Here is a 16,180-nt window from a genome sequence, read left to right on the forward strand (position 1 = left end):
CGCAGCGGGTCCAAGACGCCGGAACCGGTAATCCATCGCATCAGCAGGGGATGGGCTGCGCTGTTGGGATGGCTCCACCCATCCCCTGCTGCCCCGAACGATGTCGCACCTCGGCTTGAAACTTCAGCGCCCAATAGAAATGTCACCCCTCCGCTCATTAGAGATGTCACCCTCGGAGGTGCACGGCGGATCATCAGTGACATGGCACCTCCTGGCCAGGAGGTGCACCTGTGGCGGTGATAAGTATGAGCCAGAAAGAGCTCTCAAGATATGATACGCTTCTTAGGGTCGAGCGTGGTGAGCTTCGCGTCGCAGATGCAGCCGCCCTGTTGGGGTTATGCCGCCGGCAGATATTCCGCTCGCTCGACCGGCTAAGATCCAGCGGCGCTGAAGGACTTGTTTCGTGCAAGCGCGGTAAGCCGAGCAACCGGCGGCACGATTCTCGTTTTCGAGATCAGGTCATTGCCTTGGTTCGGGAGCATTACCATGACTTCGGGCCGACGCTGGCTGCGGAGTATCTCGCCGAGCGGCATGACATCCAGATAGCACGCGAAACGCTGCGACGGATGATGATGGAAGCTGGAATCTGGGCAGATAGAGCGGCTCGTCGACCACGCCCCTATCAGCCTCGTTATCGCCGGGACTGTCGCGGCGAGCTTATCCAGGTCGATGGATCGAAGCATTGGTGGCCGTCGAGTGAACTCTGTGACGAAATTGCCTCCCCGCCGTCGCGGTACGGCGGCTTGCGACCCAAAAGCCGTCGCTTCGGGGCGTTGCTCAGCTTCCCGGAACCGGACGTTCGCTTAGCCTCTGGCGCTAGGGAACGACTCGAAGCAGTCTGCATCTAATTTGGGTCAGCGTCGCTGAAGCAGACATACCCCTCCCGGTCGGGAGTCGTCGCGCCCGCCTTGAACGGCAGCGATTGCACCGTTCAAACGTATAGTTTTAGCCTAGGCGGCAGGCACAGAACTTGTTCCCATCCAGATCCCGAAAATAGGACATGTAGAAGCCTGGACCGCGCTCGCCGGGTGCGCCTTCGTCGCCTGCACCGAGTGACACGGCTTTGGCGTGAAAGGCGTCAACTGCTTCCCGGCTGGGCATGTCGAAGGCAATCATCGAGCCGTTGCCAGCCGTAGCCGCATCGCGATCGAATGGTGTCAGCACGCCAAGCACGAGCCTGCCGTTCTTTCCGAACAACACTCCGCCTCGGGGATGATCAAACAGCTTGGCGACCCCCTGCGTCGCGAGAAGCTCGGTAAAAAAGGGCACCGATTTCTCCAGATCGTTCGAACCGACCGTGGCATAGCTCAGCATCATACATCCTTCATTGTCCAGGCGGATGATTATCCTCAACTCATTCCGTGACAAGTCAAAACCGGCTGAAGTCGGCGTCGCGGGCAGGAATGTGATGCTTTAGTTCGGATCCGTGTCCGCTATACCAAACTTGCCGTCGAAGAGCAGACTGTCTCAAATCCACCCCATAGCTGACCTCATGCCTAGAAAAGCCGACCGGCCGCTTTCGGGGTCCGGAGCGCCTGCCGGAAATGACTGATTATAACGCGCCGAGCTGTCGGTCAACTCATGGCTTTTTCGCTTTTTTGCCACGAGTGAGCATGGAAGGTCCACGCATGGACCGCAAGGTGACTGGCAACTCCCAGACGCAACGTTGCGTAAAGCCGAGAGTATTATCAAGCCATCGAGGATGGGCTGGTGCCTCCTCCTCTCACTCAGCCGACGACATCCGAGCAAGCCGCCCCCATCCTAAAATGTAGCCGGCCACTCGGCCGCCGTGCGTACCCGTGAGACCGGCCTGAGGGCCGTTTGACCACTTACAGACGGGCGGGTTTCGGCATTAATTCGCGAAAGCTACATTCCCGCTGCCGCCCGTCTCGGTGTGAACGAAATCGCCCAGTGTGACCTCTAACGGGGCCGATTAGGACCTCGGGCGGAGCGGGATCAGAAATGGTCCGGCATTTTCGAGCTAATCACCCGGTGAGCACAGAGTGGTGATGACTGCGCTCTGTGATGGACGCTGAAAAGCTCAACTATCAATCCGCACGGCACCCAACAGCCCGCTGATCGTTATCACGTTAGTGCGTCGCGGGAGCCAGCGTTGCGGCTAAAGTTGCTGAGTAATGACGATGACTGGTATTTGTCCTGGCGACTTGGTTGTCGCGGTGCCGATCAGCGAATGTACGACGGGGCACCCGGATTGGCATCTGGACTTCGCGCATCCTGAAATGGATCAGCGCAGCTATATCGTGACGTCGGTGGGCATCTCCCCTTACTGGAGGCGCCTCATAATCGCCATCGCTGGCAGGCGGGAACGCTTTTGCGCTGGATGTTTTGTTAAGCAGCGGTCAGAATCGCAGAGGGTTGAAACGGCAAATCGGAAAGATCTCGCGTTGACCTGTTAGCGGCGGAAATGTCTTACTGCCTGGATCCGGGCATATAACGGGTGGGAGCGCAGAACCGAGCAAAGGGGTGATCGCACACTCTATTCAATTAGCTTGATCAGCGCCGCCGCGATCGGTTTGAACTGCGGCGGCGCTTAGCTTATCTCAGGGACACTTCGCGAATTGCCCCTTTTTGGGTCCCGCTGCATAGCGGCACTTACCATCGACGTCCTTGACGATGGTTGCGGCAGCGCTCGTTTTTACGACCGATGCGCACTTGATAAACACGCCCTTCTCGTTCCGGCAGGCGGCGGTTTTCTTGGACGCCGTCGCGCTGGTGATCTTCCCGTTCGAAGTCGTGACCTTCGTGCTGGAACTGGTGTGAGTTGAGGCCGCCTGTGACCAGGCTGGCGAGCCCAACACCAGCAGCGAAGCGGCGATGGTGCAGATAAAATTTCTCATGGCCTCTCTCCCGCGCCGAGCATTGGCGCTAGATCGTAACGCTCCAAGAAGCATTGTTGCTCATCCCCCCTGCCCGCTAATTGACCCGACCTTCGGGTGTCGTGTCGGTCAGGACCTTGATGCGCTCCAATATTCTCACCCAGGTCTGATGCCCCTCTGCATCTCCCTCCCCACGCAGCTGCTCAGCTCGCTGTGCAGCATGGGACGTCGCCGCATTTCCGTGCTGTCGCATTACCTGATGAGCGCAAGCCCACAGCTCCGGTTCATCGACCACGTTTCGGCCTTCCATTGGCGATTACGTATTTCACAAACCACGTGCTATAACGCCCCCGCAATGAGTCGGGAGATGGTTATGCAGCATGAGCAGGCTTACGTTGAGCACGTCCACGTTGACCCGCAATCAGGACGGGTCTCTCAAATGTCTGTGAACGTCCAGCATCGCCAAGGGTCAGCACAAGTGCATATTCTGCTAGAGCCGCCTGTAGACGGCGGTACGCCAATGACAGAGGCGGCAGCGGCTCAACTTCGCCTTCTGGGAGAGGCGCTGACCCGTATCGCAGTAGCGCCGTCAGCGATACTAACGCGTGATCCTCAAGGTATGTGATCTCTAGGCGTTCAATTTCTGCCATGGTATCCTGATACCACTTTGAACGCTGTGCCACAAGGCGCTACCGCGCTACAATCTGTTTACGCGAGCGCCATGGACGTCCGGGGCGGGACTTCGGTATCGCCTCCTCGCGGGCCTCGCCGGGCTAATGGCTGGAATTGGACCAGCATAACGTCCCGGTGGGGCTATCCGCCGTCGCGCGTGACACCCGTGAAATCGCCCAACTCGCCAGCGGGATTCTCGCCCGGCTTCTGCTTCACCAGCTTCTTGACCCTCTCGTCAAAGCGCGCCTCGTCGTCGTCGCACCCTAGGTCGCGCGCCGCTTCCTTGAACTTGTCGAGCTGGGTTTTGGGTTCGTCGGTCATAACCTTAATCCTTACCGGGCAACGAAAGTTGATCGCCATTTTTCCCTAAGAAGTTGGCCGAGGACACGACTTTCTGGCCAGTCTGGGTTTCAATCTGCTTTCTCGCCGAACCGGCGATGTTTCCGCCCGCCTGCGCCGCCTCGAAATTCTGGTAAAGGCCTTGAGCATCCCGCTTCTCGGCGATTTCCTTCGTGGAGGTCTCGCCCAACATCGTGAGGATCAACTCCATATCGGTCATGTGATCCCGCAAATTCTGGCTTTTGAGGCCCTTCACAGCCTTGTGGCGCTGGACGCCCATGCCAAACGTATGCTCAGAAATAACGTTGCTGAGCGTGGCGAAATCCTTGCTTTCGGTAACGCCCCTTTTCTTCCATTCGGCGGTGAGCTCTTTACGGGAAACGATCGTCCGAATGCGCTTCTCAATCCAGTCATCGGAGCGGCCCTGGACTGTATAGAGCATTATGGCGCGCTTGATCAGGACTTCAGGGTCTTGCGCCTCCTGGATGCGCTCATAACCTACCCGAGCGAGCCATCGCTTAAACGGCTCGGCTTTCGGCGACGTGATCGACTGAATTATCCGCAGGATCGTTTCGGCGGTCGCGACATCCGTTTTGTACATTTTCCCATCAGCGCCGGGCATGGGCAGTTGTCCGATTTCATCGGACAACTCAGAAAACCCTTCTTTTTCAATCATTTTAGCTTTGAGGTCGCCCCAATATTTCCGGCCCCTTTCCGAGCCCGTCAACGCTGTGACGACATCCACAATTGAATACCACCATTCGTCGTTATGGCAGACGCGGCGGATCCCATCCTTCTTGAATGGGACAAGCTCCAGTTCACCATCCGGCACTTTGGCAGGAAGATTCGAAGCCACTTCCAGTTCCTCTTTAGTGGCACGGCCAAAACGCGCGAACGCTTCGTCCATGGACATGTTGAGGCCAAATTCCTTTTCGACGTCCCGTTCGTCAGTCACCGCCCGCCTCCATGTTGCGCGCTGTCATGTTGCGCGCATAATCATCAGAAAGCTATTGATTCGGTTGAATCATCTTCAACTTTCGGTTGATAAGAAAATATTATCACTAGTTTTCAGGTACTTGCAAAACCTTCTGATAGCTTGCGAAAAAAGCACTCTTGTGCGTATATAGTGCTGTGCCCGCTTGGCGGAACGGTAGACGCAACAGTCTTTAAAACTGAAGTCCTTGCGGGACATACGGGTTCGAGTCCCGTAGCGGGCACCACATTTCGTTTCCATAGAGGCTATCACATCATGGCGAACAAGAAAATGGAACCACTGGACAACGAGATCGCGCGGCTAGACGCCGAGATCGCCCGGCTCCAGGCCGAACGCGTTGGCTTGATCCGCGCGAAAGAGCTTTTGACGGGCGAGGTTATCAATGTCCCGAAGATCCGCCAGCGGGCGGCTCCCATCAAGCCTCTTGTGCTTGATATCATGCACCGGGCCGGCCCTAATGGCGCATCTTCGGCAGAGGTAGATACGATGGTGCGGGTGGAAGTCCCGACTGTCGCAAAGGATACCGTAGGCTCGGTTCTGTCGCGCCTCAAAAGCGATGGCGCATTGGTCTATGTAGGAGAGCGTTATTACGAGAAGGGGTGCGAGCCCAAGCCCACCGTAGTCGGTGGATGGGGCAATAGCTGAATAAAAAACCCCGCGCCTGTGTGGGCGCGGGGTTTGGAAATGAAGCCTTGCGGGACATTTCGTTTCCGCCACCTATGTACGAATGTTTCCGACAGAATGCCCGTCAATCCTGTTGATAGCTGACCGGATTGCATAGCTGTCAATAGCGATGCGGCTTCGTCCGCCAACGAGAGCGCCGCTTTTTCCGGATATTAACGTTACCAACCTTGGGCCGATTTGAGGTCTAGGCGCGATAGGTGAGGCGCTTGCCGACAATGCCCTTCACCGCGTTGTCGGCGCGCTGCTTGTCATCGATGCCCAGCTTGGCGCGGTTGCAGTACCGGAAGTCGAACTCAGCGAGGTAGCGGTGCAGATGCTGCTCGCCGCAATGCTGATAGACGCCCTTCATGCCGCGCTTGAAGATCGAGAAAGAGCCCTCAACGGTGTTCGTGTAAACGTCGCCCCGGCCATATTCGCCGATCGAGTGATTGACGGTTTCGTGGCTGGCGAAGTCCTTGCCGAGCATCTTGTAGATGCGGGCCTGATCGGTGATCAGCCGGGCTTCCTTAGCGATGTTGGCCTTAACGACGGGCTCGACATAGCAGGAGATCATCTGATCGAAGGTCCACGAACGGATCTGGCCGCTGTTGCGATCGACAAGGCTGATGACCTTCATCTTGTGCGCGCCGCTCTTGCGGATGGGCTGGCCCTTGAGAACGCCGATATAGGTTTCGTCCACCTCGACCGCGCCACCGCCCGAACCGAAGGGCACGGCAAGCTCGCCGCTGCGCAGGGCTTCACGGATGCGATGCGACAGGAACCAAGCCGAGTTGTACTGGACTTCTAGGATGCGGCTAAGCTGGTGGCTGCTGATGCCCTTCTTGCTCGACACGATCAGGTGAACGGCCTGGAGCATCTTGTGCAGGGGAAGCTTGGCGTCCTCGAATACGGTGCCGACCTTGGCGGTGAACTGCTTGCGGCACTCGCCGCACTTCTTGAGGCCGTGACGGACGATGCCCTCAGGGTTCTTCTTGCTGGGCTTCGAGCGGACGCCCTCCAGCTTGTAGACCCGGCCGCCGACAACGCCGCAGTGCGGGCAGACAATTCCATCGGCCCAGATCATCGCTTCGAGATATTCGAAGGCGGCGGCTTCATCGTGGAAACGGGGCTGAGAGAGAACGGACATTCGGTAGACTCCTTATGCCTCTGTTCCTACCCCGTTCCATTGGGTTTGTCAAATACGTAATCGCCCTTCCATTGTAGGAACAAAAATGGAACAAATGAATCATGCGACGCGACTCGGACCTTATCCGCGCGATCCTCTTGGCCATTGAGAATGAGGATCGCTGCGAAGTTCTACGTATGCCCGACATCAATGGCTACGACGATGAAACCGTGCATTTCCATGCTCGCCTGCTCGTCGAGAAGGGCTTTTTAAAAACCTACTTCCCCGATCGGGCGGGAAGGCAGCCTTGGACCTGCATACGCTTGACCTGGGAGGGTTACGATTTTCTGGACGCGATACGCGACCCGGTCGTTTGGCGCTGGGTGAAGCATTCAGCGGCTAAGGTGGGCAGTTGGTCGATTGAGACCTTGGCGGCCATCGCCAAGTCGATGATCCTCGCGAAGGTGGAGGCTTTGGGCCTAACCGCCTGAGTGCCGTCCGCGCCTGGTCAGGAGAGCGCGATGGGTACGGGCATGCTGGTGAAAGCTGCGCAATATGTGCGCATGTCCACCGACAAGCAGATATATTCGACAGTGAACCAGATGGCTTCGATCGGAAGCTACGCCATGGCGCACGGTTTTGAGATCGTCCGAACCTACGCCGACGAGGGGCGAAGCGGCCTTCGCATCAAGGGGCGGGCCGCGCTCCAGGAAATGCTGCGCGACGTGTTGTCCGGCGAGCCAGGCTACCAGGCCATCCTCGTGTTTGATGTCAGCCGTTGGGGTCGCTTCCAAGATACCGACGAGAGTGCCCATTATGAGTTTCTGTGCCGCAGCTCAGGCGTTCAGGTCCATTACTGTGCTGAGGGCTTTGACAATGATGGGAGCTTGGCGAGCGCCATCGTCAAAAACCTCCGGCGCGCCATGGCTGGCGAATATAGCCGGGATTTGTCGGCTAAGGTCTGGGCTGCTCAATGTCGCTTGGTCTCGATGGGCTACAAGATGGGCGGTGTTGCAGGCTATGGCCTCGCACGCCTGCTTGTTGATCAGACGGGGCGCCCTAAGCAAATCCTCGCCCGCGGCGAGCATAAGAGCATCGCCAGCGATCGGGTGCTTCTGATTCCCGGCGAAGCCGCCGAGGTCGCGACGGTCAGGCGCATCTTTCGCTTGGCGTCTCGGGGAAAATCGAACCGAGCAATCGCCGAGACGCTCAATCAAGATGGAATACCGGGACCGGTCATCGATCGCTGGGATCAGAACACCGTACGTCAGATGCTGAAAGCAGAGCGATACGTCGGCAGTTATGTTTATAACAAGCGATCGGCCAAGCTCGGTGCTGGCTATGTGTTCAATCCGCAAGCAGCCTGGGTGAAGCGAGAAAAGGCATTTCAACCGATCGTCTCTGCGCAATTGTTCAGCAAGGTTCAGCGCATGAAAAGAGGGGCTGCTGCGGGATATTCGGACGACGCACTCAAAAACCACCTGCGATCACTAGCCGCAAAGCATGGGCATCTCAGCAGTGAGATAATCGACGCGGCACCAGGCCCTGCTTCGAAGACCTATTCTTATCGTTTCGGCAGCCTTGCAAAGGCTTACGCTGCAGTCGGCTATGATCCCGCCAATGCGGAGCGTCCAACAGATGCGCGGGCGATCTTCGCCAAAAACGTCGTAGACCTATTGAGGAACCAAGAGATCGCAGTCTCCGTCGCGCCGACGCAGCAGCTGACGATCGAGGGCCGATATGTGCTGGCGCCAAGTGTTTGCCGCGTTCGGCGGATCGGGCAGCGCGATTATTGGGCGATCAAACAGCCTCGATCGGCCGGCATAGATTTTGTCATCGCCGCTTTCATGCGGGGCGCTTGCAGGGACGCTGTCTATCTCGTGCCTATTTCGCGATTTGGGAAATCGCGCAAGATCGAGATAAGCGCCGGATCTAACCAGATGTCAGATTACGAAGTCTGGAACTTCGAGTTTTTGGTAGACATGATCCGATGGCATGGGCGAGAGCGGCGACCGGTCAGTCTTTCCGCGCCTCCAGATCGCTGAGTTTCGCTTTGAGGGCTTCGGCCTCATCACGTGCCGCTGCGGCCATCGCCTTGATCGCCTCGAACTCCTCGCGGCTAACCAGGTCGAGGCCACCGATCCATTCTTTGGCCCGCTCTTTGAACGCGCCCTCTGCCTCGCGGCCCATGCCGGCCAACGTCCCGGCAGCGCCATTCATCATCTTCACGAAGTCGTCGAACAGACGGTTTTCCGACTGCATGGTATTTCTCCCGCGCTCCAAGCTATTGAATTACGATCGTCGTCCCACCGGGAGACTGAATGACGGAAAAGCCGTTTGGATTAAGCCGGTGCACGTCCCAATTCAGAAGGCTAGCGAATATCAGCCACGCCAAATAAGGAAGCATCAGCAGCCCGGCCAGCGGCCGGATCCGCCAGAACGCGACTGTGGTCACCGAACCCCAAAGCAAGATCGCTACGATCAAGCCTAAGGCCAGCATAATCCGGTGCAGGGCGAAGAAGACGGGGGACCAGGCAAGATTGAGACCCAGCTGGATGAGAAACAGCGCGATGGCGATGCTGCGACCTTTGGCTCCGCGCGCATTGAGGATCAGCGCTAACGCTAGCCCCATCAAGATGTAAAGGATCGACCAGGCCATACCAAAAGCCCATCCCGGCGGCATAAACGCGGGCTTGTTCAGCGCGTCGAACCAAGGGTTGCCGTAGCCCGAGTTGGAAAGCCGGCCCGACAGCAGACCCAAAAGCAGTATCCCTGGGACGATGATTATCGCCCATCGCAGATAAGCTGTGCGAAGCTGCCGCGAGGATGCAAGTTCAGCCATGTTGCTCCTCCTCGTGCTGCCCGGTGGGCAGAGTAGCGCCGATAAGAAACTCGACATTGCCCTCCGGCCCCGTGATCGGGCTGGGCGTGACGCCGGAGACTACCCATCCTTGCAAAGACAGCCAATCCGCCACCTCATCGCACACCCGTTCATGGACTGCGGGATCGCGGACAACGCCGCCCTTCCCCACTTCGCCGCGCCCGGCTTCGAATTGGGGCTTGATCAGCGCGACGAGACGGGCGCCGGGCTTCGCGAAACTCAGCGGCGCAACGAGTACCTTGGCGAGCGAAATGAAACTCGCGTCGCACACGATTATGTCGACCTGCTCGGGAATATGGTCGGCGGTGAGATGCCGGGCGTTCGTCTTTTCATGGACGATCACGCGATCGTCCTGACGAAGTTTCCACGCCAGCTGATTGGTGCCGGAATCGACCGCATAGACCCGCGCGGCACCGTTCGTCAGCAGCACATCCGTAAAGCCGCCGGTCGATGATCCGACGTCAATCCCGACTGCGCCATCGACACTCCAGCCAAATTGCGTGAGCCCATGCGCGAGCTTTACTCCGCCGCGCGATACCCATGGATGGTCCCGGCCCCGGATCTCGATCGGGGCATCGGGCTTTAACGCCTGACCCGCCTTTTCGATTTTGCGCTCCCCGGAAAAAACTAGGCCCGCGAGGATCAGCGCCTGGCCCTTCGAGCGGCTCTCGACAAGACCGCGATCGACGAGCATTTGATCGGCACGGATACCAGCCGCCATCGTCGCCTTTCAGGGATTGGTGGGCGGTGACGGGATCGAACCGCCGACCCGCTCGGTGTAAACGAGCCGCTCTACCGCTGAGCTAACCGCCCACTTCGACTCTTGAAATACAGCCTCAGTCCACATGTGCAAGAGGCATGAACCTCGACAGCCAGCACCACCATTATGGAACGAGCGAAGCCGGCAGAAATTGGGCCGATAGCCGCTTGGCGGGTTTTAATTAAAATCAACAAAACAGCTGCCGTTGCTGCTCCGCTCTGTTGATCCAACCTGGCCAAAGTCGAAATCCGGGATGGTATCAGATATTGTTCGTAGATCGGTCGCGCCCGTGAGGGCGAACCATTACGGCGCTTCGACGTTCACGGCTTTGGACAGGAAATGTGCGGCAGCGGCCGGCGTTCGCTTGTCCACGCTACGGTCGACCAGATAATTGGCGCGGCGCATCAACTGGATGTCGATCCGGTCAGCCAATGGCGACAAAGCGCCGATCAGCCGCGCATTGCGGGCCTGACCAGGCGCGACCAACAGCAGCGCGTCATAGCGCGGCATCGCCCCGCGTGGATCGGTGAGGACTCGAAGCCCGTCGGCCGCAATCCGGCCATCCGAGGAGAAGGCGCTGATGACGTCCACGTCTCCGCCTTGCAGCGCCTTGTACATGAAGGTCGGACTATAGGCCCGCGTCGACTTGAACACCAAGGGATAGGCCTGCTTCACGGCCCGCCATTCGGGCTTTTCGAGAAACTCCAGATCGGTGCCCAGCTTCAGCGATGGCGCCACCTTCGCGAGATCCTCAATCGAACCGATATGAAGGTGCCTGGCATCCGCGCCACGCATCGCGAAGGCATAGGCATTTTCAAAGCCGAGCTGCCCCACGAGACGCACGCCTCCCGTATCACGCAGCCAATGATCGATCGCCGGAATCATGCGCGACGGCGGAAGCGTATCGCTCCGGCGCATTTCGTTGGTCCAGAGCGTACCGGCATATTCGACATAGACGTCGACATCGTCGCTCCGCAATGCGCGATAGATGACGGCCGATCCCAATCCCGTTCGATAGCGCACCGAAAAGCCCGCGCCCTCCAGCCGGGATCCGATCAGCTGCGCCAATATATATTGCTCGGAGAAATTCTTCGCGCCCACGGTGATCGTGACCGGCCTCGCCACGACCACCGGCGCGAGAGCCGTGGCGACCGCAACCGCCAGAACCCCCACACCGATCGCTATCGGCACCGGCTCGCGGTTCGTGACACCGCGCTCCACCAGCGCCAAGAGCATGTCGACCGCCAGCGCGAGCATCGCCGCGAGAAGGCATCCTGCAAGCACGAGCGACCAGTTCTGGGTTTGCAGCCCGGCAAAGATCGGATCGCCAAGGCTTTGCTGGCCCACCGTGGTCGATAGCGTCGCGGCACCAATGGTCCACACCATCGCGGTGCGGATACCCGCCATCAGAATCGGCGCGACCAGCGGTGCTTCCACCCACCACAGTTTCTGGCGCGCCGTCATGCCAACGCCGTCGGCGGCCTCGAGAATGGCGGGGTCGAGCGACTTCAATCCCGTCACGCCGTTTCGAAGCACCGGAAGAACGGCATAGAGCGACAGCGCCAGCAGGGCCGGCAGGAATCCCAGCGCGGGGATCGCCCGGCCGACCAGGGTCGAGAGCCACAATAAAACGGGATAGAACAGCGCAAGGAGCGCCAGCGCCGGAATGGTCTGGATGATTCCGGCAAGCGCAAGGCTGATTCGCGCGACCGATGGCGTGCGCGCAGAGAGCAGGATCAGCGGCAGGGCGATCGCTAGTCCCAGGAGCATCGCCGCGGCCGCCAGAAGCAGATGCGCGGCGAGATCGGGGATCAGATCAACGAGGAGCGCAGCGACGTCAGCCATCAACAAGCCCTGCCAATCGGCGCGCCTGTTCGCGGGGCACCGCGATCAGCGCTTCGGCCTCCAGTCCACCGGCGCCATTGAGCAGGGCACGCGGGCTGGCATCCGCGACGATCCGCCCCCGCCGCATTATCAAGATCCGATCGGCCAGCAACAACGCCTCGGCCATGTCGTGGGTGACGATAATCGTCGTCAGACTGAGCTGATCGTGCAGGTGCCTGACCCGATTGCCGAGCGCGGCGCGGGTGAGCGGATCGAGCGCGCCGAAAGGCTCGTCCATCAACAGCAGGCGCGCTTCGGGCGCAAGGGCCCGTGCGATGCCGACCCGTTGTCCCTGCCCGCCGGACAGCGAGTCGGGCCGGCGCGACGCCATTGCCGGGTCGAGACCGACCAGCCGTAGCATTTCGGCGATCCGCTCGGGGGCGCTCGTCTGGCCGAGCAATCTGAGGCCGATACCGACATTCTCGCCGACACTGAGATGTGGGAAGAGGCCAACCGACTGAAAGACATAGCCGATGCGGCGGCGCAGTTCGTACGCTTCGCCTTCGCCCACCGGGCGACCGTTGAGGGAAACGGTACCCGTGTCGGGCTCCTGCAGCCGATTTATCATCTTCAGCATGGTCGACTTGCCCGAGCCAGACTCGCCGACCAGCGCGACGAAACTGCCGCCAGCAATATCCAGCGTTACCGAGTCCACCGCCGTCGCGTCGCCGTAGATTCGCGTGACATCGGCGAAACCGACCGAAGGACCCTGGAGAATCGCAGACATTCCCGAAGCTTGGTTGAACTGCCCGGTCAGGTCAAATCCGCAACCCGGCCGGCACACGCGGGAACAAAGGCCAACGCCGCGGCGTCTTCCCGCGAATGACGGGAGATAAGGAATGCCGCTCAAGGCCATTGCGATCAACTGCACGCTGAAAGCGGATGCCGGCACCCCATCCTCGACAGATGCGATGATCGCGGTCCTGAGGAAAGCCTTTGCCGACCGTGATGTGACGCTGACCGAAACCATTCGCGTCGCTGCACTGGACATCAAGCCGGGCGTCTCGTCCGACGAGGGCGACGGCGACGAATGGCCGGCGCTACGCGCGAAGATCCTCGATCATGATATCCTCATCTTCGGAGGCCCGATCTGGATGGGCCAGGTCAGCAGCGTCGCCAAGCGGATAATGGAGCGGATGGACGCCTTCCTGTCCGAAACCGACGAGCGGGGCCGGATGCCGAGCTATGGCAAGGTCGTGGTTGCGGCGATCGTGGGCAATGAGGATGGCGCGCATTTTTCCTCTGCGCAGATTTTCCAGGCGCTCAGCGATGTCGGCTGGACTATCCCGCCGGTGGCCGCCTGTTATTGGGTCGGCGAGGCAATGGGCTCAGTCGATTTCCAGGACTTGAAGGCGACGCCAACGAAGGTCACGGAAACCGCGAAGATGGTCGCCGGAAACGCCGCGCATCTGGCCGGCCTGCTCAAATCATCACCTTTTCCGGACTGATCGCTCGCGCGATCGAACCATCGGACGGCAAGCTGCTCAACGCGGCTGGGAGAAGAACCGCATGTCGGAAATGATGATCGAACTGCTCGATGATTTCGGCCGCGCCGCCGTCGATGGCCTCGGCCAACCACGTAAGACTATTCCCGCGCGGTTCTTCTACGACCGGCGTGGATCGGAATTGTTCGAGGAGATCACCCGGCTCCCCGAATATTATCCGACACGGACCGAGCGGGCGCTGCTCATGGCGCATTCCGCCGACATCGCGCGCCTGACCGGCGTCGGCCACAGCGTTGTCGAGTTTGGCTCGGGATCGTCCGCGAAGACCCCGATCCTCCTCGATGCGGTCCGCCCGGCGGCCTATGTACCGATCGACATATCGGCCGATTTCCTGAAGGACTCGTCCCAGCAGATCGCCGCCGCCTATCCAGATATCCGCGTGCGTCCTCTGGCCGGCAATTTCACGGCACCGATCGCGCTTCCCAACGATCTCGACGGCCCACTTATCGGCTTTTTCCCGGGCTCGACGATCGGTAATTTTGCGCATCCTGCCGCGGTCGATCTTCTGAGGTCCTTCCGCGCGACGCTCGGCACCGACGCCAGGCTGGTGATCGGGATCGACACCCGCAAGAATCCGCGCCTGCTGGAGGCCGCCTATGATGATGCGGCAGGCGTGACCGCGCAATTCAACCTGAACATGCTGCACCGCATGAACCGCGAGCTGGACGGGACGATCGACATCGAGGATTTCGAGCATCGGGTGCAGTGGCACAATGCGCTCGGCAGGATCGAGATGCATCTGGAGTCAGTCCGAGACATTGAGTTCCGCGTCGCCGGCCGACGCTTTTCGATGCGGGCCGGTGAGACCATCCACACCGAGAACAGCTACAAATACAGCGTCGAGGAGGCGCGGCTGCTCGCGCGCAGCGCGGGATGGGAGCCGGTCGCCTATTGGACCGATTGCGACGCCATGTTCGGCCTCCATGTCTGGCAGGCGACCGCGCGGGGCATCGAGCCCTGACATGCGGGACATGGCGGCAAACCGGCGCGAGGACAAACTCTCATATCGGGACGTCCGCGCGGCGAGCGTCGCCTTGGCGGCGCCGCTATCCGCCGAGGATTGCCAGATGCAGTCGATGCCCGACGCGAGCCCGACGAAATGGCATCTGGCGCATACAAGCTGGTTCTTCGAAACTTTCCTTCTTGTCCCGCGGCTGCGGAACTACCGCCCCTTCGATCCCGCTTATGCGACATTGTTCAATTCCTATTATGTTGGGATCGGCGAACGGCACGCGCGGCCCGAGCGTGGGCTGATATCACGGCCTTCGCTCGACGAGATCCTCGTCTATCGTGAGCATGTCGATGCGGCGATGGACCGGTTGATGACGGAGGGCGATCCCCGTTCTGTACCCCTTATCGAGCTCGGCCTCCATCACGAGCAGCAACATCAGGAACTCATCCTGATGGACATCCAGCACGCCTTTTCGCGCAATCCCGCCGCCCCGCCTTATCCGCTCAGGCCGTTGCGCGATCTCGTCGAGCCCGGTCCGGCCATATGGCTCGATTGCCCGGGTGGGTTGCACATGATTGGCCATACGGACGACGGCTTCGCGTTCGACAATGAAGGCCCGCGTCACCGCTATTGGCTGGAACCGTTCGCGATAGCCGACCGGCTCGTGACAGCCGGCGAATTTATCGCCTTCATCGACGATGGCGGTTACCGGCAGCCGGAATATTGGCTCGCCGACGGATGGGCGGCGCGAGAGGCTGGGCAATGGGATGCACCGCTCTACTGGCGTCGAGGGCCGGACGGTTGGAACCGGTTTTCACTAGGTGGCGCAAGGACCGTCGTCATCGACGAACCCGTGCTTCATCTCAGCTATTATGAAGCCGATGCCTATGCGCGCTGGGCGGGTTGCCGCTTGCCCACCGAATATGAGTGGGAGGTCGCGGTGCAGCTTCTTCCCACGCGGCAAGTCTATGACGTCGCTTGGCAATGGACCGCATCGCCTTATTCGCCTTATCCCGGATTCGAACCCGCTGCCGGAGCGGTCGGTGAATATAACGGCAAGTTCATGGTCAACCAGATGGTGCTTCGCGGCGGATCGCTGGCGACGCCCGCCGGACATTGCCGGCTGAGCTACCGCAATTTCTTCCCGCCACACGCACGCTGGACGTTTTCCAGTTTGCGGCTCGCGCGGAACATGCGTGGCGACGCCACCTAGGGCATGGTGGAAGGTTCTCCGATTATCGTCCGTTCGGCGAAAATTGCCTACTGCCTCTGCAATGACGACATTGGTGCGCATAGCTGTAGATCTTCCCATTGTCGTCCTCGCCAGTCTTACCGCTGAGATGAGCGCGCGCGCAGCAGTGTAATCTCTGCGAACAGCGGGGTTTCCGTTCCTTGCGCATATCCGGGAGGAAGAGGATGCGATCTTCCCGCCGCTCCACGCAGCGTTGAGCGAGCCGAAGAATGCGGAGATCACCGCGCTCGCCAACAAGGAAGGGTTCAGGCTCGCCTGATGCCCAGTTCGCCAGTCATCGGGAACCGCGAGCTTTTTCAATCGCTTAGCAGGCAT

At 59.7% G+C, this 16,180-nt stretch carries 18 protein-coding genes and 1 tRNA gene; 7 read left to right on the top strand and 12 right to left on the bottom strand.

Annotated features, from left to right (window positions below; all coding sequences use genetic code 11):
• Positions 1 to 245: 245 nt before the first annotated feature.
• Positions 246 to 848, top strand: a complete 603-nt coding sequence (locus WP12_RS23885; protein WP_235398947.1) for a helix-turn-helix domain-containing protein — start codon at positions 246 to 248, stop codon at positions 846 to 848.
• Between the two features lie 97 nt (positions 849 to 945).
• Here the strand turns inward: WP12_RS23885 and WP12_RS04110 are convergent, their stop codons facing one another.
• The 5 genes from WP12_RS04110 to WP12_RS04120 all read right to left on the bottom strand — a co-directional run bounded on the left by WP12_RS04110 (position 946) and on the right by WP12_RS04120 (position 4,803).
• A complete protein-coding gene (locus tag WP12_RS04110; RefSeq protein WP_046192537.1) occupies positions 946 to 1,314 on the bottom strand; it encodes a VOC family protein in 369 nt (122 codons plus the stop codon).
• Between the two features lie 1,247 nt (positions 1,315 to 2,561).
• Entirely contained in the window at positions 2,562 to 2,858 is a 297-nt protein-coding gene (locus tag WP12_RS24700) for a hypothetical protein (RefSeq protein WP_152663883.1), read from the bottom strand.
• Positions 2,859 to 2,934: 76 nt separating this feature from the next.
• Entirely contained in the window at positions 2,935 to 3,147 is a 213-nt protein-coding gene (locus tag WP12_RS26415; protein WP_443027851.1) for a DUF6961 family protein, read from the bottom strand.
• Between the two features lie 503 nt (positions 3,148 to 3,650).
• On the bottom strand, positions 3,651 to 3,830 hold the full coding sequence (locus tag WP12_RS04115; protein WP_046192502.1) for a hypothetical protein: 180 nt from the start codon (positions 3,828 to 3,830) through the stop codon (positions 3,651 to 3,653).
• Positions 3,831 to 3,834: 4 nt separating this feature from the next.
• Entirely contained in the window at positions 3,835 to 4,803 is a 969-nt protein-coding gene (locus tag WP12_RS04120; protein WP_200894452.1) for a BRO-N domain-containing protein, read from the bottom strand.
• A 294-nt stretch (positions 4,804 to 5,097) separates the two neighbouring features.
• Here WP12_RS04120 and WP12_RS04130 point away from each other — a divergent pair, with 294 nt between their 5' ends.
• Positions 5,098 to 5,487, top strand: a complete 390-nt coding sequence (locus WP12_RS04130; RefSeq protein ID WP_046192503.1) for a hypothetical protein — start codon at positions 5,098 to 5,100, stop codon at positions 5,485 to 5,487.
• Between the two features lie 223 nt (positions 5,488 to 5,710).
• Here the strand turns inward: WP12_RS04130 and WP12_RS04135 are convergent, their stop codons facing one another.
• Positions 5,711 to 6,652: an IS1595 family transposase gene (locus WP12_RS04135; protein ID WP_046192504.1), complete on the bottom strand. Its 942-nt coding sequence runs from the start codon at positions 6,650 to 6,652 to the stop codon at positions 5,711 to 5,713.
• Between the two features lie 101 nt (positions 6,653 to 6,753).
• On the opposite strand from WP12_RS04135, the gene WP12_RS04140 reads away from it, so the two are divergent.
• Together WP12_RS04140 and WP12_RS04145 are read left to right on the top strand one after the other, a co-directional pair.
• On the top strand, positions 6,754 to 7,122 hold the full coding sequence (locus WP12_RS04140) for a DUF2513 domain-containing protein (RefSeq protein WP_046192505.1): 369 nt from the start codon (positions 6,754 to 6,756) through the stop codon (positions 7,120 to 7,122).
• A gap of 30 nt (positions 7,123 to 7,152) precedes the next feature.
• Positions 7,153 to 8,676 (top strand): recombinase family protein, encoded by a 1,524-nt coding sequence (locus WP12_RS04145; RefSeq protein WP_046192539.1) that lies wholly within the window; start codon positions 7,153 to 7,155, stop codon positions 8,674 to 8,676.
• Here the strand turns inward: WP12_RS04145 and WP12_RS04150 are convergent.
• The 6 genes from WP12_RS04150 to WP12_RS04175 form a co-directional block, all read right to left on the bottom strand.
• The gene (locus WP12_RS04150) at positions 8,648 to 8,893 is read right to left on the bottom strand and encodes an accessory factor UbiK family protein (protein ID WP_046192506.1); all 246 of its coding nucleotides are present in this window, start codon (positions 8,891 to 8,893) and stop codon (positions 8,648 to 8,650) included. The two genes, WP12_RS04145 and WP12_RS04150, sit on opposite strands and share 29 nt — an antisense overlap.
• 22 nt (positions 8,894 to 8,915) lie before the next feature.
• On the bottom strand, positions 8,916 to 9,473 hold the full coding sequence (locus WP12_RS04155) for a TspO/MBR family protein (RefSeq protein WP_046192507.1): 558 nt from the start codon (positions 9,471 to 9,473) through the stop codon (positions 8,916 to 8,918).
• Complete coding sequence (locus WP12_RS04160) at positions 9,466 to 10,233, bottom strand: TlyA family RNA methyltransferase (RefSeq protein WP_046192508.1); 768 nt, start codon at positions 10,231 to 10,233, stop codon at positions 9,466 to 9,468. The genes WP12_RS04155 and WP12_RS04160 overlap by 8 nt, the downstream gene beginning before the upstream one ends.
• Positions 10,234 to 10,250: 17 nt before the next feature.
• Positions 10,251 to 10,325, bottom strand: a tRNA-Val gene (locus WP12_RS04165).
• Positions 10,326 to 10,575: 250 nt separating this feature from the next.
• Positions 10,576 to 12,117 (bottom strand): ABC transporter permease/substrate-binding protein, encoded by a 1,542-nt coding sequence (locus WP12_RS04170; protein WP_046192509.1) that lies wholly within the window; start codon positions 12,115 to 12,117, stop codon positions 10,576 to 10,578.
• Complete coding sequence (locus tag WP12_RS04175; protein ID WP_046192510.1) at positions 12,110 to 12,883, bottom strand: ATP-binding cassette domain-containing protein; 774 nt, start codon at positions 12,881 to 12,883, stop codon at positions 12,110 to 12,112. Before WP12_RS04175 ends, WP12_RS04170 begins: the two co-directional genes overlap by 8 nt.
• Positions 12,884 to 12,995: 112 nt before the next feature.
• Here WP12_RS04175 and WP12_RS04180 point away from each other — a divergent pair, with 112 nt between their 5' ends.
• The 3 genes from WP12_RS04180 (at position 12,996) to egtB (ending at position 15,826) form a co-directional block, all read left to right on the top strand.
• Entirely contained in the window at positions 12,996 to 13,604 is a 609-nt protein-coding gene (locus WP12_RS04180) for a flavodoxin family protein (RefSeq protein WP_046192511.1), read from the top strand.
• A gap of 61 nt (positions 13,605 to 13,665) precedes the next feature.
• The gene (gene egtD, locus WP12_RS04185; protein WP_052730201.1) at positions 13,666 to 14,622 is read left to right on the top strand and encodes an L-histidine N(alpha)-methyltransferase; all 957 of its coding nucleotides are present in this window, start codon (positions 13,666 to 13,668) and stop codon (positions 14,620 to 14,622) included.
• A 1-nt stretch (position 14,623) separates the two neighbouring features.
• Complete coding sequence (egtB, locus tag WP12_RS04190; RefSeq protein WP_046192512.1) at positions 14,624 to 15,826, top strand: ergothioneine biosynthesis protein EgtB; 1,203 nt, start codon at positions 14,624 to 14,626, stop codon at positions 15,824 to 15,826.
• The last annotated feature ends 354 nt before the right edge of the window (positions 15,827 to 16,180 follow it).

Origin of the sequence: Sphingomonas sp. SRS2 (assembly GCF_000971055.1) — a bacterium.
Taxonomy (GTDB): Bacteria; Pseudomonadota; Alphaproteobacteria; order Sphingomonadales; family Sphingomonadaceae; genus Rhizorhabdus.